20 protein-coding genes are annotated in these 20,279 nt (G+C 62.1%); 8 read left to right on the forward strand and 12 right to left on the reverse strand.

All coding sequences use genetic code 11. The features are described from left to right. Positions 1 to 72: 72 nt before the first annotated feature. The 5 genes from DKK67_RS11255 to DKK67_RS11275 all read right to left on the reverse strand — a co-directional run bounded on the left by DKK67_RS11255 (position 73) and on the right by DKK67_RS11275 (position 4,400). A complete protein-coding gene (locus DKK67_RS11255; protein ID WP_111496428.1) occupies positions 73 to 2,028 on the reverse strand; it encodes a flagellar hook protein FlgE in 1,956 nt (651 codons plus the stop codon). A 47-nt stretch (positions 2,029 to 2,075) separates the two neighbouring features. After that, a complete protein-coding gene (locus DKK67_RS11260; protein WP_111496429.1) occupies positions 2,076 to 2,753 on the reverse strand; it encodes a flagellar hook assembly protein FlgD in 678 nt (225 codons plus the stop codon). Between the two features lie 22 nt (positions 2,754 to 2,775). Continuing rightward, a complete protein-coding gene (gene flgC, locus DKK67_RS11265) occupies positions 2,776 to 3,228 on the reverse strand; it encodes a flagellar basal body rod protein FlgC (RefSeq protein WP_111496430.1) in 453 nt (150 codons plus the stop codon). A 27-nt stretch (positions 3,229 to 3,255) separates the two neighbouring features. Next, positions 3,256 to 3,657, reverse strand: coding sequence for a flagellar basal body rod protein FlgB (gene flgB / locus DKK67_RS11270; protein WP_111496431.1), 402 nt, complete (start codon positions 3,655 to 3,657; stop codon positions 3,256 to 3,258). Between the two features lie 185 nt (positions 3,658 to 3,842). Beyond that, the gene (locus tag DKK67_RS11275; RefSeq protein ID WP_111496432.1) at positions 3,843 to 4,400 is read right to left on the reverse strand and encodes a nitroreductase family protein; all 558 of its coding nucleotides are present in this window, start codon (positions 4,398 to 4,400) and stop codon (positions 3,843 to 3,845) included. Positions 4,401 to 4,670: 270 nt separating this feature from the next. Between DKK67_RS11275 and DKK67_RS11280 the strand changes: the two genes are divergently transcribed. Together DKK67_RS11280 and DKK67_RS11285 are read left to right on the forward strand one after the other, a co-directional pair. Next, on the forward strand, positions 4,671 to 4,982 hold the full coding sequence (locus DKK67_RS11280) for an Mpo1-like protein (RefSeq protein WP_111496433.1): 312 nt from the start codon (positions 4,671 to 4,673) through the stop codon (positions 4,980 to 4,982). A 41-nt stretch (positions 4,983 to 5,023) separates the two neighbouring features. After that, positions 5,024 to 6,484 (forward strand): adenylate/guanylate cyclase domain-containing protein, encoded by a 1,461-nt coding sequence (locus DKK67_RS11285; protein ID WP_165854998.1) that lies wholly within the window; start codon positions 5,024 to 5,026, stop codon positions 6,482 to 6,484. On the opposite strand, the gene queF is transcribed toward DKK67_RS11285, so the two are convergent. The 3 genes from queF to DKK67_RS11300 are packed head-to-tail and all read right to left on the reverse strand — an operon-like array spanning position 6,451 to position 8,987. After that, positions 6,451 to 7,269 carry an NADPH-dependent 7-cyano-7-deazaguanine reductase QueF gene (gene queF, locus DKK67_RS11290; RefSeq protein ID WP_111496434.1) on the reverse strand — a complete coding sequence of 273 codons (819 nt, stop codon included), beginning with the start codon at positions 7,267 to 7,269 and terminating at the stop codon, positions 6,451 to 6,453. The genes DKK67_RS11285 and queF overlap by 34 nt on opposite strands. Positions 7,270 to 7,281: 12 nt before the next feature. Then, positions 7,282 to 8,055, reverse strand: a complete 774-nt coding sequence (locus tag DKK67_RS11295; RefSeq protein WP_111496435.1) for an ABC transporter permease — start codon at positions 8,053 to 8,055, stop codon at positions 7,282 to 7,284. Continuing rightward, positions 8,052 to 8,987: an ABC transporter ATP-binding protein gene (locus tag DKK67_RS11300; RefSeq protein ID WP_111496436.1), complete on the reverse strand. Its 936-nt coding sequence runs from the start codon at positions 8,985 to 8,987 to the stop codon at positions 8,052 to 8,054. The genes DKK67_RS11295 and DKK67_RS11300 overlap by 4 nt, the downstream gene beginning before the upstream one ends. 232 nt (positions 8,988 to 9,219) lie before the next feature. Here DKK67_RS11300 and DKK67_RS11305 point away from each other — a divergent pair, with 232 nt between their 5' ends. After that, the gene (locus tag DKK67_RS11305) at positions 9,220 to 10,347 is read left to right on the forward strand and encodes an organic solvent ABC transporter permease (RefSeq protein WP_228160577.1); all 1,128 of its coding nucleotides are present in this window, start codon (positions 9,220 to 9,222) and stop codon (positions 10,345 to 10,347) included. Between the two features lie 17 nt (positions 10,348 to 10,364). On the opposite strand, the gene DKK67_RS11310 is transcribed toward DKK67_RS11305, so the two are convergent. After that, complete coding sequence (locus tag DKK67_RS11310; protein ID WP_228160578.1) at positions 10,365 to 11,705, reverse strand: HD-GYP domain-containing protein; 1,341 nt, start codon at positions 11,703 to 11,705, stop codon at positions 10,365 to 10,367. A 324-nt stretch (positions 11,706 to 12,029) separates the two neighbouring features. After that, complete coding sequence (locus DKK67_RS11315) at positions 12,030 to 12,296, reverse strand: PilZ domain-containing protein (protein WP_111496437.1); 267 nt, start codon at positions 12,294 to 12,296, stop codon at positions 12,030 to 12,032. Between the two features lie 239 nt (positions 12,297 to 12,535). On the opposite strand from DKK67_RS11315, the gene DKK67_RS11320 reads away from it, so the two are divergent. Together DKK67_RS11320 and DKK67_RS11325 are read left to right on the forward strand one after the other, a co-directional pair. Further along, a complete protein-coding gene (locus tag DKK67_RS11320; RefSeq protein ID WP_204355776.1) occupies positions 12,536 to 13,555 on the forward strand; it encodes a Fe(3+) ABC transporter substrate-binding protein in 1,020 nt (339 codons plus the stop codon). 55 nt (positions 13,556 to 13,610) lie between these two features. Continuing rightward, positions 13,611 to 15,299 carry an ABC transporter permease gene (locus DKK67_RS11325; RefSeq protein ID WP_111496438.1) on the forward strand — a complete coding sequence of 563 codons (1,689 nt, stop codon included), beginning with the start codon at positions 13,611 to 13,613 and terminating at the stop codon, positions 15,297 to 15,299. Positions 15,300 to 15,309: 10 nt separating this feature from the next. On the opposite strand, the gene DKK67_RS11330 is transcribed toward DKK67_RS11325, so the two are convergent. Both DKK67_RS11330 and DKK67_RS11335 read right to left on the reverse strand, forming a co-directional pair. Then, on the reverse strand, positions 15,310 to 15,768 hold the full coding sequence (locus DKK67_RS11330; protein WP_111496439.1) for a YiiD C-terminal domain-containing protein: 459 nt from the start codon (positions 15,766 to 15,768) through the stop codon (positions 15,310 to 15,312). Between the two features lie 192 nt (positions 15,769 to 15,960). After that, complete coding sequence (locus DKK67_RS11335) at positions 15,961 to 17,628, reverse strand: AMP-binding protein (protein WP_111496440.1); 1,668 nt, start codon at positions 17,626 to 17,628, stop codon at positions 15,961 to 15,963. 252 nt (positions 17,629 to 17,880) lie between these two features. Between DKK67_RS11335 and DKK67_RS11340 the strand changes: the two genes are divergently transcribed. From DKK67_RS11340 to DKK67_RS11350, 3 genes are all read left to right on the forward strand, one after another. Further along, complete coding sequence (locus DKK67_RS11340; protein ID WP_111496441.1) at positions 17,881 to 18,249, forward strand: hypothetical protein; 369 nt, start codon at positions 17,881 to 17,883, stop codon at positions 18,247 to 18,249. Positions 18,250 to 18,391: 142 nt separating this feature from the next. Further along, positions 18,392 to 19,360: an ABC transporter substrate-binding protein gene (locus DKK67_RS11345; RefSeq protein ID WP_111496442.1), complete on the forward strand. Its 969-nt coding sequence runs from the start codon at positions 18,392 to 18,394 to the stop codon at positions 19,358 to 19,360. An 18-nt stretch (positions 19,361 to 19,378) separates the two neighbouring features. Beyond that, the gene (locus DKK67_RS11350) at positions 19,379 to 20,275 is read left to right on the forward strand and encodes an ABC transporter permease (RefSeq protein ID WP_111496443.1); all 897 of its coding nucleotides are present in this window, start codon (positions 19,379 to 19,381) and stop codon (positions 20,273 to 20,275) included. Positions 20,276 to 20,279 lie beyond the last annotated feature (4 nt).

A 20,279-nucleotide genomic window follows, 5' to 3' on the forward strand; every position in this document is an offset into this window, starting at 1 on the left:
AGTCGTGCCAGAACTGTAGAAATGCCGCCAGACCGGGCCTGGAGCCCGGATCCGGCGGTTTTTCAGGAGGGATTAGCGGAGATTGATGATGGTCTGGGTAATGGCGTCCGACGTTTCGATCGTCTTGGCGTTGGCCTGATAGTTACGCTGCGCCACGATCAGGTTGACCAGTTCTTCAGACAGGTCGACGTTGGACTCCTCGACCGAACTGGCGGTGATCGACCCCAAGGTGCCGCTGGACGGTGAGCCGATGATCGGCTGGCCGGACTCGAAAGTCTCCACCCAGGTGGTGTCACCCACCGGCGACAGACCCTCGGCGCTGCGGAAGGTGGCCAGAGCCACCTGCCCCAGCGTTTGCGACTGGCCGTTGGTGTAACGGGCAAAGACCACGCCTTCGTCCGACACATCCAGACCCGACAGGCGGCCGGTGGTGTAGCCGTCCTGGGCCTGGTCGTTCACCGCAAAGTCGCTGCCGTACTGGGTGGTCTCGTCCAGCGTAATGACGAAGTTGGAGCTGACAGGGGGATCCGGAATCGGCGTGGTGCCGCCGTCGGCCACCAGTCGCGGGCCATCCGCACCGTTGGGCTGACCATTGGAATCCAGCGGCGTCCAGTTGGAGATCAGCACCTCACCATCGGGGTCGCCGTTGACGCTCTGCAGGGTGCCGTCCTCGCTGAATACCAGGTCGTACTGGGCCATGGTCGCCTGACCGGTGGAATTGGGCGGATCACCGATGTTCTCGCCGTCAATCTGGACGTACATGCTCCAGGCGTTGCCCTGGCTGGCGCTGGTGTTGGGCTCCTTGACGAAGTACTGGGTCATCACGTGCGGATTCCCCAGACTGTCGTAAATCGTGGTCGACGTGGCGTGGTTGTAGGTCTTCTGGTCCGTGGGATCGAAGGTGTTGTTGGTGAACGAGGTCGGCGTGACCCCATCCAGAATGGTGGTCGTCGACGGCGCATCGGCGGCGGCGGTCATCTGCACCTCGCCGTCCAGCGTGACACTGACCGTGCCCACCTGGGTGGACGGATTGGTGCTGTCGGTGGACACGGCCGTGCCATCGTCAAACGCCATCGCGCCGCCGTTGGCGTTGACGTCCTCGTAGCTCATGCGCAGGGTGTCGCCGCGACTGGAAATCAGGCGTAGTTGGCCACTACTGTTGATGGTGGCGTTGATGCTGCTCAGCGACGACCCGTTAATATCGTCCGCCAGCTGTTGCAGACGCTCGGCCGTGGTCAGGGTGTTGCCGGAGCTGTCGGTGTCGGCCACAGTGAAGTCCACGCCTTCCAGGGAAAAGATGTCGGCGGCCTGGATAGACGAGCCGTCCAGCAGCACCTCGGTGCGGCCCGAGGCGCTGACATCCTCCTCCTGACTCAGGGCGTTGGCGATCTCCCGCGCGGAGCTGTCGGCGGCTACCGAGACATCGCGCGTGGAGCCGTCCGGATAGGTAATGGTAAAAGTCTGTGCCCCGGTGCTGGCGTTGGGCGCGAAGTCCCGACTGGTGACGCGGGTGCCGCTTTCAGCCAGGACGCTTTCGCGGGAATCCAGGTTCAGCTCCGACTCGACGCCGGTGGTCCGGCGCGGTGAGAGGTTATCGCTGTCGATGAACAGATCACCGCGGACGCCGGACAGGTTGCCCTCGTCATCGGCCTGGAAGCCCTGCACGCGCATGCCCTGGTTGTTCACCACATAGCCTTCGCGGTCGATGCTGAACTGACCGGCGCGGCTGTAGCGGACTTCGCCGTTGTTATTCAGTATAAAGAAGCCGTCGCCGTCGATGGCCATGTCCAAGCCATTGTCAGTAAAGCTGACATTGCCCTGACCAAAGGACTGCTTGATGTCCTGCACGCGCACCCCGTCGCCGATGGCGTTGGTGCCGCCGGACAGGAAACCGCTGGCGTAGAGGTCACCGAACTGGACCTCACTGCCCTTGAAACCGACGGTGCTGGCATTGGCAATGTTATTGCCGGTGACATCCAGATCCACGGACGCGGCCCGCAAGCCACTGAGACCGATATTGAACGCCATACTTCACCTCATCCTTAAATCTGTTTACGGAGCCTTTAGCGGACTCTTCAGTTAATCTGCTGCACGTCGGACAGGGCTACCGAACCCATGCCGGCAAGATTGAGCGTGACATCGCCGCTGCTGGCCAGGGAGACGCTGTCAACGTTGGCACTGAGCATCGTGCTGAGCTGCTCGGAGCCACCGGTATAACTGCCATGGGCCTGGAGCACGTAGGTGCCCTCCGGCAGATCATTGCCGTCCGCGTCCTTGCCGTCCCAGGTAAACGACTTCTGTCCTTCGGACGCCGCCCCCAGGTCGATCTGGCGCACCAGCTCACCGGACGAATCCAGCACGTCGAGACGCAGGCTGGAGGTCGACGCCGGTACCTGCACGGCCCCCTCTACCTCACCGGAAGCGCCGAGGATGGCGGTCTGGGAAGGCACCATCACCGTGCGGCCGACCATGGCCGACGCCTGCAACGCCTGGGTGGAACGGAACTGACCGGCCAGGTCCTGCACGCTGTCCGATACCCCCTGCATTTCCTCCAGCGAGCTGAACTGCGCCAGCTGTGCCAGGAAGTCGCCGTTTTCCTGGGGCTTGAGGGGGTTCTGGTTGTTGAGCTGGGCGATCATCAGCTCCATGAATTCGTTCTTGCCAAGCTCGTCGGAGGATGACGTGCCGCTGGCGGTCTGGGACCGGTACTGACTCAGTACATCGGTAGCGGAGGTGCTGTTAACGGTGCTCATGCTCTACTCCTTACTGAGTCGATTACTGGCCGAGAGTGAGGATGCGCTGCATCATCGACTTGGCCGTGTTCATCACGTCCACATTCATTTCAAAGCTCCGCGAGGAGGACATCATGTCCGCCATTTCCTCCACCACGTTCACGTTCGGGTAGTAGACGTAGCCGTCCTCGTTCGCCGCGGGGTGGTTGGGCTCGTAACGCATCTGCAGCTCGGCATCGCTTTCCACCACACCGTCCACCTTGACGCCGGCCGACGCGGCGCCATTGCTGCCCTGGCTCCAGCCGGTACCAAAATCGCCCTGGGACATCATGTCCTGCTGAATGGCGGAGAAAACCGGCTTACGCGCCCGGTAGGTGGTATCGGTGCTGGAGCTGGCGGTTTCGGCGTTGGCGATGTTCGACGCCGTGGTATTCAGCCGCAGGGACTGGGCTGTCATACCGGAGCCGGCAATATCAAAGATGTTTCCAAGTGACATGACGCGTGTCCTCTACCCTGCGGTCCTTTATTCGCCCTTGATGGCCTTGGTCAGGCCCTGGAATTTGCTGTTGAGAAACTGGAAGCTGGCCTGGTAATCCATGGCGTTGCGCATGAACCGGGACTCTTCCTGCTGTGCATCCACCGTATTGCCGTCCAGGGAAGGCTGGTACGGGTTGCGATACATCAGCGCGGCGCGCTCGGTCATGGCCGCTTGCGGATCGATGTGGCCGCTGCTGGTACGCTCCAGCGGCAGCGACGAGGCCTGCGACTGGGCATTACCCAGCGCCGCCTTGAAATCGATGTCGCGCGCCTTGAAGCCCGGGGTATCCGCGTTGGCCAGGTTATTGGCCAGCACTTCGGCACGTTGAACCCGTACGTTCAGCGCTTTCTCGTGAATGCCCAGGGCGTTTGCAAAACTGATGGCCATGCCGTCTCTCTCCGGAGGATTGCCGCATATCGCTTTGGATAAGACAAAGCAACAGCAATGCCAGTTTACGGAAACCCCTGAAAACAGAGGGTTGGAGAGGAATAAGCGGTTTGCGGAATGAAGGCGGGACGGGGAAAGCGGCAAGGACTTTCCCCCGGAGTTTCCCCTGCGGCGGCGGCCCCTCTCTAGACGGGCCAGCGGGACGCGAAGGTGGCCGGCTGCGGCCGCTCCATCTGCGGCTTGCGCAGGGCCGGCGTTCCCACATAGAGGAAACCGGCGATCGATTCGTTCTCTGCCAGCCCGAGGCCCTCGTGGACACGCCGGTCATAGGCCACCGGTCCGGTGCGCCACATTCCGGAAAAGCCACGCGCTTCCAGGGCCAAAAGCATATAAGCCATACCGCAGCCGGTGGAAACGGACTCCTCGATGGCCGGCACCTTGGGATGCGATTGATGACGGGTGATGCCGACCAGGATCATCGGCGCGCGTAACGGCATCTTGCGCAGCTTTTCCTCGCTGGGCGCGGCCGGGTCCTCCGGGTTGGCGATCCGCGCGAACACCTCACCCAGGGCCGAGCGTCCTTCACCCTCCACCACCAGGTAACGCCAGGGACGCAGCAACGCGTGATCCGGCGCCCGGGCAGCGCAGGCGAACAGATCTTCGAGCACCTCCGGGTCTGGAGCGGGTGCCTGCAGTTGGGGCTCCGACGTGCGGCTGAGGATCGCATTCACGGTATCAGTCATAGTTGATTCCCGGGTTCATCAAAACGGTTGCGTGGTCATGCCAACGCCGATGCGGCTGACCGGAACGGAGCTGCAGCCCTGGAGCCGCCACGCTGACGCCGCCAAAACAGAATCGACGCAGATCACGTTGCAATTGTGACATTTCACCAATACTGCTAACCTTTTTCCGACAGGTCACACCGCTCGACGTCTGGCAGTCCGGCTTCGCTGGACGGGCGCCATCGACCTTTCGGATACCACACTATAACAACAAGTTGACGGCGGAAAGCCATGACAGAACAACGCCATTTTGATCGTTTTGCCGATTTCTACCCTTTCTATCTGGAAGAGCACAGCGATCCCACCTGTCGCCGCCTGCATTACCTGGGCAGCGTCCTGGTGATTGCCGTCCTGCTCTACGCCATCACCACCGGGCAATGGCTCTACCTGCTGCTGGTGCCGGTGCTGGGGTACGGGTTTGCCTGGGTCGGCCACTTCGTGTTCGAAAAGAATCGTCCGGCCACGTTCAAGCATCCGCTCTACAGCCTGATGGGTGATTGGGTAATGCTCAAGGACATGCTCACGGGCCGCATCCGGTTCTAGCGCCTTCAGTCGATCAGCGAACCAACCCGACGGGATACCCGATGATGAACGCTCCCCTGGCCAGCGGAAAATCACTGCTGCTTGAGGCACAGAGCAAGCCGGTCGCCATCCCCCCGATGCCGGATTACAACGGCCGGGTGCTGGCCTACACCGGTGCGGCCGCCATCATTTTCACCGGCCTGCTCACCGACCACTTTCCGGACTGGCTGATCTGGCTGGTGCCCGCCGCGCTGCTCTGGCCCCACACCGTCCACTTCCTGACCCATCAGACCCGACTGCGCCATTCCAACCGCATCCGTCAGAAAATGCTGCTGCTCGACTGCCTGCTGGGAGGCGCGTTCACCGGCGTGATCGGGCTGGTCGCGGTGCCGTCGCTGGCGGTGCTGATGATGCTGATGTTCAGCGCCATGCTGGTCGGTGGCCTGCGCCAGTGGTTCTTCGGAACCTTGCTGTTCGCCGGTGCCGCGGCCGTGGGCCTGACCTGCCGCGGCATGTCGGTATCGCTGCAGGCGCCGCTGGCGCTCAGCCTGGTCGCCCTGCTGGCGACCGCCCTGTACATCTGCATCACCGCCTATTACGCCCACCAGCAGGCGCGCGCCCTGATGACCGCCAAATCCCAGATCCAGTATCAGCGGGAGCAGTCCATCGCGTTATCCCACAAGCTCTCCAAGTACCTCTCGCCGCAGGTCTGGCAATCCATTTTTACCGGCGAGCGGGACGTGCGCCTGGAAACCCAGCGCAAGAAGCTGTCGATCTTCTTCTCGGACATCAAGGGCTTCACCGAGCTGTCCGAGGAAATGGAACCGGAAGCCCTGACCGAGCTGCTCAACCACTACTTCAACGAAATGTCCCAGGTGGCCCTGAAGTACGGCGGCACCATCGACAAGTTCGTCGGCGACTCCATCATGATCTTCTTTGGTGATCCCACCAGCCGTGGGCCACGCGAAGACGCCCTGGCCTGCGTGTCCATGGCCATCGACATGCGCAAACACATGAAGATCATGCGTCAGAAGTGGCGCAGCCAGGGCATCAAGACCCCGCTCCAGATCCGCATGGGAATCAGCGCCGGCTATGCCACGGTCGGGAATTTCGGTGCCGAGAACCGGATGGACTACACCATTATCGGCAAGGAAGTGAATCTGGCCAGCCGGCTGGAATCCCTGGCCGACCCCGGCGAGATCCTGATTTCCTACGAGACGTTTTCACTGATCAAGGACAAGATCATGTGCCGGGACAAGGGAGAGATCACGGTGAAAGGATTCGGGCGTCCGGTGCCCATCTACGAGGTGGTCGATTTCCGTCGCGACCTGGGCGCCGAACGCAGCTTCATGGAACACGAGCAGGCCGGCTTTGCCATGTACCTGGACTCGGACAAGGTCCGCAGCACCGAGCGGACCGAAATCCTGCGCGCGCTGGAAGAGGCGGTTGACCGCCTCCGCATCGAGGAGGAGCCCGCACCGCCGGCCAATTACTGCCGCACCAGCCGCAAGCATTCCGGCTGACCCGGACCGGTACTGCGCCAGGGGTTGATATCCAGTCCGCCACGACGGGTGTAATGGGCGCTGACGGTCAGCGACTGCGGCTGGCAACGCGCCATCAGCTCAGTGAACACCGTCTCCACGCAATGCTCGTGGAAATCCTGCTTCTGCCGGAATCCCACCACATAGGCCAGCAGCCCCGCCCGATCGATTTTCGGACCGGTGTAGTGAATCAGCAGGCTGCCCCAGTCCGGCTGCCCGGTCACCGGGCAGTTACTCTTGAGCAGATGCGAGCACAAGGATTCGGTGACCACCGGACCGGACGCCTGCAGCCGCTCCGGACAGGGCTCGTAGCCATCCACGTCGATCGGCTCGTCGTCAATCAGCAGATAGTCCGCCGGACGCCCGGGGACCGTCGCTCCCTCGTCCACCGAATGCAGGCGGCAGTGCACCGCCGCTCCCGAGGCGCTGGACAGATCCTGCTCAATGCGCTCGGTCACCTGGCTGGCGTCGGAAAAGGTTTCCTGATTCAGCGAGTTGAGATAGAGCTTGAGCGATTTGGATTCGATAATCGAAGGCGACGCCGCCGGCACCTCAATGACCGCCCAGGCGACCGCCGGCACGCCGTTGGGGCGAATCCAGGAGATTTCCCAGGCCTGCCAGTAGTCGCTGCCGAACCAGGGCCAGCGGCCATCCTCCAGCCCGATGCGCTGACGGTTGTCCCGTCGCGGCACCGGGAACAGCAGCTCCGGCGCGTAATGTTCGGGGTATTCGCTGCTCTTGCCCAGCGGGGCGTGTTCCAGGGCCATAGACTCGTTTCCTCAATGGCGAATGCCGCGACCGCGAGCCAGCATTCGCAGGCTGACAACAACCAGAATGATAATGAACAGCAGCACCATGGCCAGCGAAATGCCCACGTTCACATCGGAAATCCCCAGAATTCCGTAGCGGAACGCGTTCACCATGTACAGGATCGGGTTGACCATCGACACCGCCCGCCAGAAATCCGGCAGCAGCTGAATCGAGTAGAACACCCCGCCCAGATAGGTCAGCGGCGTGAGCACGAAGGTCGGGACAATGGAAATGTCGTCGAACTTGGTGGCCAGCATGGCGTTGATAAAGCCGCCCAGCGAAAACAGCATCGACGTGAGGATCACGGTGATGACGGTTGCCAGCGGATGATGCAGGCTCAGATCCGTGAACCACAGGGATAGCACCGTTACGATCAACCCCACCCCAAGGCCGCGAGCCATGCCACCGGCCACGTAACCGGCCAGGATAATACCGTTGGGTACCGGCGACACCAGCAGTTCCTCGATGCTGCGCTGGAACTTCATGCTGAAGAAGGACGACACCACGTTGGCGTAGGAACTGGTAATCACCGACATCATGATCAGCCCGGGCACGATGAAGGCCATGTAGTCGTGGCCTTCCATCTGCCCGATGCGCGAGCCGATCAGGTTGCCGAAGATGACGAAATAGAGCGTCATGGTCACCGCCGGGGGCAACAGCGTCTGCGGCCAGATTCGCGTAAAGCGGCGGATTTCACGGACGACGATGGTGAGGAAGGCGGTCAGTTTGGCGTCGAAGCTCATGCCTCACCTCCTTCCTGCTTGTTTTCCTGGACCATGCGGATAAACAACTCCTCGAGACGGTTGGCCTTGGTGCGCATGCTGGTGACGCGGACGCCCTGCTCGTCCAGTTGACCGAACACTCTGTTAAGGTCCTGACCCTGGCGTACATCCACTTCCAGTTGCCCGTCGCCGTTGATGCGGGTATCGAAGTCCGCCAATGCCGGCGCCTCCTCCAGTGCCTCGGCCGTATCCAGCAGGAAGGTCTCCATGCTCAGTTGCTTGAGCAGGTCACGTTTGCTGGTGTTGTGCAGGATCTGGCCGTGATCGATGATCGCAATATTGCGGCAGAGGGCTTCCGCCTCTTCCAGGTAATGGGTGGTGAGGATGATGGTGGTGCCGCGGCGGTTCATCTCCTCCAGGAAGGTCCACATGGAACGGCGCAGTTCGATATCCACGCCGGCGGTGGGCTCGTCCAGGATCAGCAGCTTCGGTTCGTGGACCAGGGCCCGGGCAATCATCAGGCGCCGCTTCATGCCGCCGGACAGCATCCGCGCCGGCGTATCCCGTTTATCCCACAGCCCCAGCTCACGCAGATAGTGCTCGGCAGACTGACGCGCCTTACGGGCGGGGATGCCGTAGTAACCAGCCTGGGTGACGACGATATCGAGCACTTTTTCGAACTGGTTGAAGTTCATTTCCTGGGGCACCACACCCAGGTTGAGCTTGGCCCTGGCCAGATCCCTGTCGATGTCGTAGCCGAACACCGACACCTTGCCCGACGACTTGTTGACCAACGAACAGACGATCCCCAGCGTCGTCGACTTGCCGGCTCCATTGGGGCCCAACAGGGCGAAGAAGTCCCCTTCCTCGACGGCCAGATCGATGCCCTTGAGGGCTTCGAAACCGGAGTCATAGGTCTTGCGGAGGTCCTGTATTTTCAGAGCATTGGTCATGGGCGCGCTGCCTGCTTTGTCTTTGGGGTGGGTCACATGCGGCAACACCCTGTTATTGTGCCGCTTCCCCCGATTTCAACCCGCCCGGGCCGATCGAACCCTTGCTTTGCGATCTCGGCAAACTGCGACGGATGCCCGGAATCCCCGCCGCCTGGCCCCTATACTCGGGCCAACAACAATGAAACCCCGTGCCCCCCTGCCTGGGTCAACGGGAGACGCAAGGAAAGACAACATGCCCCGGACGCATCGATCCCTGACGCTGCTTGCCGCCAGCCTGTGGCTGGCCGGCTGCATGGGCGGCGACAGCAGCAGTGACAGCGACGACGACACCTCGCGAGGCCAGGTGATGCCCTCGGGCGTCCAGGGCCTGACCTATCAGACCCGGAGCCAAAGCGGCACCACCCATGCTGCGGGACGCTTCCGCTACTACCCGGGCGAGACCATCGACTTCAGCATCGGCAATCTGACGCTGGCCAGCGACGTCCCCGCCAGTCGCATGGTGACGCCGCTGGCGTTCTTTGCGGAGGCCCGCTCGGCACTGACCGGCGCGATCGCAGACGACCTGGGCCTTCTCAGCCACAAACCAGTGGAACAACAGGTGATGGACACCCCCGCCGTACAGAACACCGTACGCCTGATGCTGGCCCTGGATGAAGACGGCACCGCCGCCGAGGGTGAGCCACTGGTTTTCAGCGACCGGGTCATCCGCCAGCTCAATGCCGCCCTGCCCGCACTGGCGGAGCCAATCGACGTTCACCAGAGCGTGAACGCCTTCGCCGATCCGGACGTCAGCGACAACAGCCTGTCTCCGGTCAATCAGTTGCTGGCGGCCATCTGCTTCTACCCCGAAGGCGACGAGCTGTGCGAGGAACCGCCCAGTCAGGCGGAAATCGATGCAGCACCCGAGCCGCCACCGCAGAGCGAGGCCCGGGACCCGGACATCGACTACAGCGACGAATTGCAGAACAGACGGAACCGCATTCTCAACGCGGTCCGCTCCATCGAGGATGTCGAGCTGGAGGACGTCGACGACTACCTGATCCGGGAACTGGACGCCATCACCACCGAGCGGACCAACCGCTATTACCTGTCGACGGTCACCGCCAACATTCCGGCGTCAGATACCGCGATCCGCGAGGTGTTCGTCCGGCGCGCCGGCGGCGAGGTAACTCTGGATAACATCGAAGCCCTCAGCACCGATCCCGGGGCCGTGGTCGTGCACGCCGCGAGCGCCCAGACCCATTCTGTGGAGTATTTCGTGGATGGCCGTGCCGGCGACGAGAGCGACCTGATCGTCAACTTCAGGCCTGCCGGCGATTACCGCTGGCTACGCAAACCGTTACGCGTGGTGATCGAGTAGCACGGACCGACAGGCACTCAGCCGATCAAATGACGAAAGCTCCAGCGGCTGGCGGCGCCGGTCACCTCGAAGTGGCGGGGATCAAGACCATCGGCACCGAACGGCAGGCAGCCACTGACCGACAGCGCGTCCTCGGGCTGTCGACCTTCGTTGAGCTCCGCCAGATTCACCACCCGCGCGGTTTTCAGGGGTTTCTGGTCGCGGTCCGTCATCACCATGACCCGCGGCCAGAGACGGCGCCCCGGCGAGTGAGCCACGACCGCACCCCGCTCTCCGCTGCTGAGCTGGACCAGGGTGCCGGTCGGATAGACGCCGATCGACTGGATAAAGTGCTCCACCAGGTCTTCCTGGAATTCGATGTTGCGCAGCTCGTACAGGTGCGCCACAGCCTGAGCCGGGGTCAGCGGCATCTGGTCGGCGCGGGGCTCCACCAGGGTTTCGTAATGGTCCACCAGACCGGCGATCTTGGCCAGCAGCGGAATGCGGTCACCGCGCACCCTTTCCGGGAAACCCGAGCCGTTGTGGCGCTCCCGGTGATAGCGCACCACGTTCACCACGGCCCGTGACAGGCCGGCCGCTTCCAGTCGCTCCACCCCCTTGTCGACGTACCGGCGGAACAGTGCGAAGTCATCCGCATCCAGCTTGTGTTCATTGCGCACCACCTCGACAGGCAGATCCAGCTTGCCTATCTGGCACAACAGCGTGCCCAACGCCAGGTTTTCCAGCGCCGGGCGCTCCAGACCCATGTGCCGGCCGCACACCAACGCCCAGACCGAGGCGTTCAGCGCATGCCGGTAACTGTGGTTGTCGTGCTGATGCAGGCGCGATACCCAGAGCATGGCGTCGGGATGACGCACCACGCTGCTGGCCATGCCCCGGGCCACCCGCGACACCGGCGCAAAATCCGGGGTCTGGCCCGCCCGCACCTGACGCTCGATGGCACTCAGCGTCTTGGCGATATCCTGCATCAGACGCCTGCCCTGGCGGGCCTCGCGCTTGAGCGTGGAAGCCACTGGATATTCCTGGCGGTTACGCACCTGGATGGCAGGCAGCTTCAGGGTTTCCTGCTGATGACGCTTGGAGCTGCGCCGGGAAAAGATGGGCGCATTGGAGGCTTCGTATTCAGACGTGTCACGGGTTTCGGTGACGTCGACCATTACCCAGCGGCAGTACGACGTCAGGGAGCGGACGTCCTCCTGGGTGCGAATGTAGAACCCCTGGATCGGGAACGGCGTTTCGTGCCACGGACGATCCAGGTCCGAGACAAACGATCCAATAGTCAGGTCCTGTACGGCCACTTTCTGCTGACGGACACCCACGGCATACCTCTGATAGAACAAACCGGTCGACGTTTCCATTCTGACGTCAGGGCGGCCAGACTCCACAACATTTTGCAGCTAAAGGGTAACCAACTGGCCACAAAACATTGCAAATCTTTGCTGACTTAAACAGAACGTAGCGTCGAGAATTGAGTAACGGTCGGGCAGAGAACTTCATCACAAAAAGTGGCCGAAAGTCCGCGATTGTTACGTAATCGTCATGACATTGGTTTCGAATGCGCTGTATCTGTCACAGCCAGGAGTACGCTTCAGAGCGCCGATGAGGGGCTCCATCGACGCATCAACGCATGCGGGCACCCGGGATCAGGAAACCAGATATTAAGAAACCAGCGATGCAAGAAACTAGAGATTGAGGAACTCGAGACCGAATCCCTCCGGGGTCAGGCGGACGACCTTCATGCCCAGAACAGGTGCCTCCCCGGGCAACCCCTGTACCTGAACCTCGACCTGGTCACCGATATCCGGCCAGGTATCGTCTTCGACAACGACGAATATACCGCTATCGGAGATATCTCGGGTGTGATACACCCGCTCACCTAAAGTGGGATGGCTAATCCTTACCCGGGCACTGAGAGCGGTTCGAAGCGCTGAACGTCGGTCGTGGGACATCGTGGATCTCGACTACTGCGTTGGCGGTTTTGGTGCTGACAGCTGCCAGACTTCCCTATCTTTTGGCTGAGGATAGCACCAAATGGGTTGTCAGTTCGCGCCCCTGGTCGCTCCCTCTAAAAACAATAATAATTCCGTTTAGCAATATTCTCGATTTTCATGTTTAATGTCGCTTGAAGACGCCGTCCGCCACGCGGCAGAACGTCAAACACAAACTGTGAGCGGGAAGTTACGAAACCATGTCCATTCGCACTGCCGTTATTGCGCTGGCCACTGTGGCCTGCACCGCCGGTTCACTCCAGGCCAATGCCGCCGGCGAAGTCAACATCTATTCCTATCGCCAGCCCTACTTGCTGGAGCCCCTGCTGGAAGCCTTCACCCGGGAAACCGGTATCGAGACCAATGTGGTTTTTGCACGCGCCGGCCTGGCCGAGCGCCTGGAAAGAGAAGGCCGAAACAGCCCGGCTGACGTTGTGATGACGGTCGACATCTCGCGCCTGAGCGAACTGGTCGGGGGCAACCTCACCGCCGCCGTCGAGACCGACACCCTGACCGGAGACATTCCGGAGAACCTGCGCCACCCTGAAGGCAAATGGTACGGCCTGACCACCCGCGCGCGTCTGATCTTCGTATCCAAAGAGCGAGTGGAACCGGGCGCGATCAGCACCTACGAAGACCTGGCGGATCCCCGATGGGAAGGCCGCATCTGCACACGCAGCGGCAAGCACCCCTATAACGTCGCCCTGTTTGCATCGATGATCGCCCATCACGGTGAGCGTGAAGCGGAAACCTGGCTGGCCGGACTCAAGAATAACCTGGCCCGGCGGCCACAAGGTGGCGACCGGGACCAGATCATGGCGATTTCCGAAGGCGTCTGTGACGTCGCCATCGGCAACAGCTACTACTACGGCAAGATGCTGGAGGACGAAAACCAGCTCCCGGCCGCCGAGTCGGTCAATCTGGTGTTCCCGAACGCCGAAGGACGCGGCACCCACGTCAATGTCAGCGGCATGGCCCTGACCCAGAGCGCGCCCAACCGGGACAACGCCATCAAACTGATGGAATATCTCACCACGCCGGAAGCACAGAGCATTTACGCCAAGGTCAACTATGAGTACCCGGCCAACCCGGACGTGCCGCCGTCGGAAGCCGTTGCCTCCTGGGGCTACCTGAATCCGGACTCGCTTTCCCTGAACGAGATCGCCGCCAACCGGGAGGCTGCTGTCAAGATGGTTGACCGGGTCAACTACGATAACTGATGTCACACGCAAAACCGGCGGACGCCACCGTCCGCCGCTCCCGTCCGGGACGGTCATGAACCAGGCCGTCAAAGACCTTCAGCAACAGCCGCCCTCGCACATCCTCCGCTCCGGCGCGGCGCGGCGCTGGGTGCTGTCGGCGGGGCTGACCACCGCCCTGGTGGCGCTGCCCGTGTTTGCCGTCCTCTACCTGGCGCTGTTCCCCGAGGACAACATCTGGCCGCACCTTATCAACACCACGCTGCCGCTGTACCTGTCCAATACTTTCCAGTTGATGCTCGGTGTTTCCCTGCTGACGCTGGTGATCGGCGTATCCACGGCCTGGGTGGTCACCATGTGCCAGTTCCCCGGCCGCCGCTTCTTCGAGTGGGCCCTGTTGCTGCCGTTCGCGGTACCGGCCTACGTCATCGCCTACGTGTACACCGATCTGCTCGACTACCCGGGGCTGGTTCAGTCGTGGATGCGGGACGCCTTCGGTTGGGAGAACGCATCGAACTACTGGTTCCCCAACATCCGCAGCCTGGGCGGCGCGGTGCTCATGATGGGGCTGGTGCTCTACCCCTACATCTACCTACTGGCTCGCGCGGCCTTCATGGAGCAGTCGCCCTCACTGTTTGCCGTCAGCCGCAGCCTGGGCCGGTCAGCCCTCGGGACTTTCTTCCGGGTGGTTCTGCCCATCGCCCGGCCGGCCATCGCCGTCGGCCTGTCGCTGGTGCTGATGGAAACCCTGAATGATTTCGGCACGGTGGACTTTTTTGCGGTCAACACCCTGACCGCCGGCCTGTTCGACACCTGGATGAACCTGGGCAACCTGGGCGGCGCCGCCCAGATCGCCACGGTCATGCTGGCCTTTGTGCTGATTCTGGTGACCCTGGAACGCTACTCCCGTCGACGCCAGCAACAATTCGCCGCCCGCGACCTGCGCGAGCCACTGCAGCGCTTTCGCCTGTCCCGCGGTCGTCAGGGGCTGTGCCTGCTGGTCTGCACCCTGCCACTGCTGCTGGGTTTTCTGGTACCGGCGCTGGTGCTGGGCTATTACGCTACGGAATATTTCGCCGAAAGCTGGACCGACGATTTTGTCGAGAACAGCCTCAACAGCCTGACGCTGTCCTCGCTGGCCGCCGTGTCGACGCTGATCATCGGCCTCCTGCTGGCGTACAGCCGCCGCCTGCACGATACCCCGGGCATGCGTCTGTTGATGCGACTGTCCAGCCTTGGCTATGCCATGCCCGGCGCGGTGCTTGCCGTTGGCGTGATCGTTCCCCTGGCAGCGTTCGACAACTGGTTCGACCTGCGCATGCAGAACTGGTTTGACTGGAATTCCGGTCTACTGCTGAGCGGCACCGCCTTCGCCATCGTCTTCGCCTATACCGTCCGCTTCCTGGCGGTATCGGCAGGCAGCCTGGAAAGTGCACTGCAAAAGATTACGCCGAGCATGGACATGGCCTCACGCTCTCTGGGCATGCCGGCCGGCAGGACGCTGTTGCGGGTGCACCTGCCCATGCTGCGGGGAACCCTGATTACCGCTGCGCTGGTGGTGTTCGTGGATTGCATGAAGGAGCTGCCGGCCACGCTGATCCTGCGACCGTTCAACTTCGAGACCCTGGCGACCTATGTCTACCAGTACGCGTCAGACGAAATGCTTCGCCAGAGCGGCCTGCCGTCGCTGGTTATCGTGTTGGCGGGGATTGTGCCGGTGATCCTGATGAGCCGATCGATCGGCCAGTCCAGGGAGTTCCAGTAGCGGACGGCATTCACTCCCGGACCACGACGAAGCGCCCGGAAAACGTCGCAGCGGGAAAAGCCGTACCGCCCTCTTCGGCAAAGATGGTCGACTCCAGCGTCACCCGGCCTTTGCCCCGGCGTTCGATGCTCCGTTCGAGACGCTCCAGGTCGTCCGATACGGGCAGCGCGCACTGGGCGTAGAAATCACTGCTGACGGGCAACCCGTAGTCCATGCTCCCGGATTGAACGACGACGCGGCAGTTCAGGTCGCGCTGAGCCAACCACAACTCCAACAGGGACCAGGCGGCGGTAACCGCAACGGCATACAGACTGCCACCGAAACCGGTCCCCTGATGGTTGTGGTTTTCCTCAAGCGGCGCGCGGACGCTCAGACGCTCGCCATCAAAATCCTCAAGCGTTACGCCGAGGGCCCTGGTTAGCGGTATCTGCTCGTGGATACGAGCCTGAAATGCGTCAAGATCGATCATCGCTGCGCCTCCTTTACCACCAGTCTAGGGCCCACCTCGAACACGCCCAATTCGACCAAAGGCTTGCGCCCCATAAATACTGTCATGACGACAGGACAACCGTCATCGGCTGTCGGCCCGCGCACCGGAAACGCAAGAGGGCTCCACACGGGAGCCCTCTTGCCGGCAGGCTTCCACCTGACGCCGGGAAGTCTACTGCCAGATGACCGGCTGCTTCTCGTCGTACCAGCGATCCGCTTCCACCTTGTAGGCGTCCTCCACCACGTTGCGTTTGAGCTTTAGGGTGGGTGTCAGGAAATTGTTCTCGATGCTCCACTCATCCCGGACCACGGCGATGAACTTGAGGCGCTCGTGAGGGTCCACCGCCCCGTTGACCTCATCGAGCAACGACTTGAAGCTGGTCTCCAGCTGCATCCGGAAAGCGTCGTCCGCGGTCTTGCGGTGAGCCTCCTCCGAGAGCATGACCAGGCAGTGGGGCTGAGGCTGATCCGCGCCGGAGACGCACACCATCTCAATATCGGGATGGCTCATCAGGCGGTTCTCGATGGGTGCCGGCGCCACGTATTTGCCCTTGCTGGTCTTGAAAATCTCCTTGATGCGGCCGGTCAGCCGCAGCCGCCCCTGCTCGTCGATCTCGCCCTTGTCGCCGGTACGCAGGTAGCCATCCTCGGTAAAGGCCTCGCGGGTTTTCTCTTCATCCCGGTAGTAGCCCATCATGGTAGCAGGGCTCTTGACCAGCACCTCGCCCTGATCGCTCAGTTTGACGTCCACGCCTGGCAACGCTTCGCCCACGTATCCGGTCCGGGCACGGCCGGGCTTGGTCATATGGGAATAGGCGAAATTCTCGGACATGCCGTAACCTTCGAGCAGCTCAAGCCCAAGGTCCCGGTACCAGTCGAGAATATCGTGCGACAACGGCGCCGACCCGCTGCCGGCGAACTTGACGTGCTGCAACCCCAGTCCGGTCAGGATCTTCTTCTTGATCAGGCGGTTGAGAATCGGCACGCGCAGCAGACGCTGCAGCTTTTCCTGGGGCATTTTTTCGAACACGCCGTGCTGGAACTTGGTCCAGATCCGCGGCACCGCCAGGAACAGTGTGGGCCGGGCTCGCTTGAGGTCCTCGACAAACGTGTCCAGGGACTCGGCGAAATAGATATGGAAACCGCGGTAGATCGACCCCAGCTCCACCACGAAACGCTCGAACACGTGGGACAGCGGCAGATAGGACAGCATGCGCTCGCTGGCCGTCACTTCCAGCGCTTCGACCCCACCCAGGGAGGCAAACGCGAGGTTCTGGAAACTGAGCATCACGCCCTTGGGTCGACCGGTGCTGCCGGACGTGTAGATGATCGTCGCCATCTCATCCGGATCCCGCGTCACGTTTTCCTGCACGGGAGCGAACTCGGCAACGATGTCGTCCCAGGTGGGGAAATCATTTTCCGGGCTCAGCGGGTAGGAAATGCAGTGGATCGAGGCCGGCACCCCGGGTTTCATCTGTTCCCAGTCGTCCAGTTTGCCCACGAACAACACTTCGCATCCGCTGTGTTCCAGGGTGTACTGAACGGTGTCCGCATTCAGCGTGGGATAGAGCGGCACCGACACGTGGCCCGCCATCCAGATCGCCCAGTCCGACATGATCCAGTGGGCGCAGTTCTTGGAAACAATCCCGATGCGGCTTTTCTCGGGCAGGTCGAGAGATTTGAGATAGGCCGCCATCCGGCGAGCCTCACCGACCGCCCGGCGCCAGGTGAAATCCACCACATGGCCGTCGCCCATGGGCTGAGACATGTAGACGTCACCGGCCTTGGCCGATTCCCAGTAATACAGCATTTCCAGGGGGAGTTTATTGTTGGTGTCCATGGAAGTTCCTTGTCTATTGTTATTGGAATTCACGTGTTCTTTGTCACGGTTTTGTCGCTGAACTGGACCACTGCAGTGCCGCTCCGCCCAATCACCGATGGTACCAACTGCAAGCGGCCCATTTGACGATAGACCGAATCCCCCGCCCGCTCAACCAGGTAGCGCGCCCAACGGACAAATTGTGACCATTTCCCGGCATGTTTCCTGAATTCCGGCCATAATGCCTGCACGTGGACTGACAGGAATGCCCCTATGTATGTATGCATTGACTGCCGCAAGGGTCTGATGGATCCGGTTTCGCACCTGGACGAACCCACCGCCACAGACCGTTTCCAGTGCAGCTATTGCGGCGCCCGCGCCACCATCCCGCCGCTGATGATCAGCCTGACACAGATCGGCTCCTGCCTGCTCGGGCTGGGTTTCACCCTCTTCCTTTTGTTGCAGCACCTGGGCGCGGCATTAAAGGTGTTCCAACTGGGACTCAGTGGCAGCGTCACCCGGGATCTCCTGTTGGCGGGACTGGCCCTTGTGTTCGTTGGCGGTTTCACCTTCACCCTCTATAAAGCCTTGCGTAACCTCCGCACGCAGTTCCGCTACCGGCACCGCCACCCCGCCCACTGACGGCCTGCCGGCTGCGGCATCCCCGTAGGAGGCAATACCTACGGTTTGTGGTAGACTCCGCTCCCTTTCAGCGACCCCGCTTGTTGTATTTCATCGACCGATAAAAACCCATCACTAAAAAATGGACCGGGAGTATCAGCGCATGAACCGCTCTATCCTGAAAGCCCTCGTTTCGGCCGGCCTCGTGTTGGCCGCTGGCGCTCTGCACGCGGAGCCCCGCACCGTGGCTGTCACCCAGATCGTCGAACACCCTGCCCTCGATGCCGTCTATGAAGGCGTCAAGGATGAGCTCGCCGAAGCCGGCTATAAGGAAGGTGAAGACGTGCGCTACGTCCACGAAAGCGCCCAGGCCAACACCGCGGTGGCTTCCCAGATCGCCCGCAAGTTTGTCGGCGAACAGCCGGACGTGATCGTGGCCATTGCCACCCCGTCCGCCCAGACCGTGGCCGCCGCGGCCCGCAACATCCCGGTGGTCTTCTCCGCCGTCACCGATCCGGTCGGTGCGCGTCTGGTCAAGAGCCTTGAGAAGCCCGGCGCCAACATCACCGGCATCACCGACATGCTGCCACTGGACAAGCACCTGGACATGCTGCAGCGCGTGGTGCCGGACGCCAAGCGCATCGGCACCGTCTACAACCCCGGCGAGGCCAACGCCGTGGCACTGGTCGACCAACTTGAGAAGAAGCTGGATGCGCGCGGCCTGACCCTGGTCAAAGCCGCCGCCACCAAGACCTCCGAGGTGCTGGGCGCGGCCCGTTCCCTGGTCGGCAAGACCGACGCCATCTATCTGACCACCGACAACACCGTGGTCTCGGCGGCCGAAGCCGTCATCTCCGTGGGTGAGCGCGCCAAGATCCCCGTCTTCGCCGCCGACACCGCCACCGTTTCCCGCGGTGCCATCGCCGCCCTGGGCTTCGACTACTACGACGTGGGCCGCCAGACCGGCAAGGTTGTCGGCCGCATCCTGGCCGGCGAGAACCCGGGCGACATCCCGGTCGGCGGGGTTGATGCCCTGTCGCTGTTCGTCAATCCCGAAGCCGCCAAACGTATGGGCGTCGAACTGGCACCGGACGTCATTGCCGATGCCGAAGAAGTCGTGACCACCGAATAAAACAGCCGCAGGATCAACATGCTTAGTGAAATCGCCCTCTACGGGGCCTTCGAAACCGGGCTGATCTACGGTCTGGTTGCCTTCGGGATCTACCTGTCTTTCCGGGTACTCGATTTCCCCGACCTGACAGTGGACGGCAGCTTCCCTCTCGGGGCTGCCGTGTCCGCCGTGCTCATCATCGGCGGCTGGAACCCCTGGCTGGCCACCGCAGCGGCGATTCTCGCCGGCATGGCCGCGGGCGCCGTCACCGCCATCCTCAACGTGCGCCTGAAGATCCTCAACCTGTTGGCGTCGATCCTCACCATGATCGCGCTCTATTCGGTCAATCTGCGCATCATGGACCGCCCCAACATCGCCCTGCTGTCGGAAGACACGGTACTGACGCCCTGGTACGACCTGGGCCTGGCCTTCCACCAGGTACCGGTGATCCTGTTCCTGATCGTGGCCATCGTGGTCATGGTCCTGCTGTGGCGCTTCATGCAGTCGGAAGTCGGCCTGGCCATGCGGGCCACCGGAGCCAACCCGCGCATGGCCCGGGCACAGGGCATTGCCACCGGCTGGATGATCATCCTCGGCGTGGCCCTGTCCAATGGTCTGGTGGCCATGGCCGGCTCCCTCTTCGCCCAGAGCCAGGGCGCCGCCGACGTCACCATGGGCGTGGGCGTGATCGTGATCGGGCTGGCGTCACTGATCGGCGGTGAAGCCGTCCTGTCGCCGCGCTCCGTGTTCCGGGCGCTGCTGGCCTGCCTGATCGGCGCCATTCTCTACCGTCTGGCGATTGCCCTGGCCCTGAACGCCGACTTCATCGGCCTGAAGACCCAGGACCTGAACCTGATCACCGCGGTGCTGGTGACCCTGGCCATCGTGCTGCCGAATGCCCGGCATTCGGTGAAATCCTTCTTCGCCCGGAGCTGAGCCC

Origin of the sequence: Marinobacter bohaiensis (assembly GCF_003258515.1) — a bacterium.
GTDB lineage: Bacteria > Pseudomonadota > Gammaproteobacteria > Pseudomonadales > Oleiphilaceae > Marinobacter_A > Marinobacter_A bohaiensis.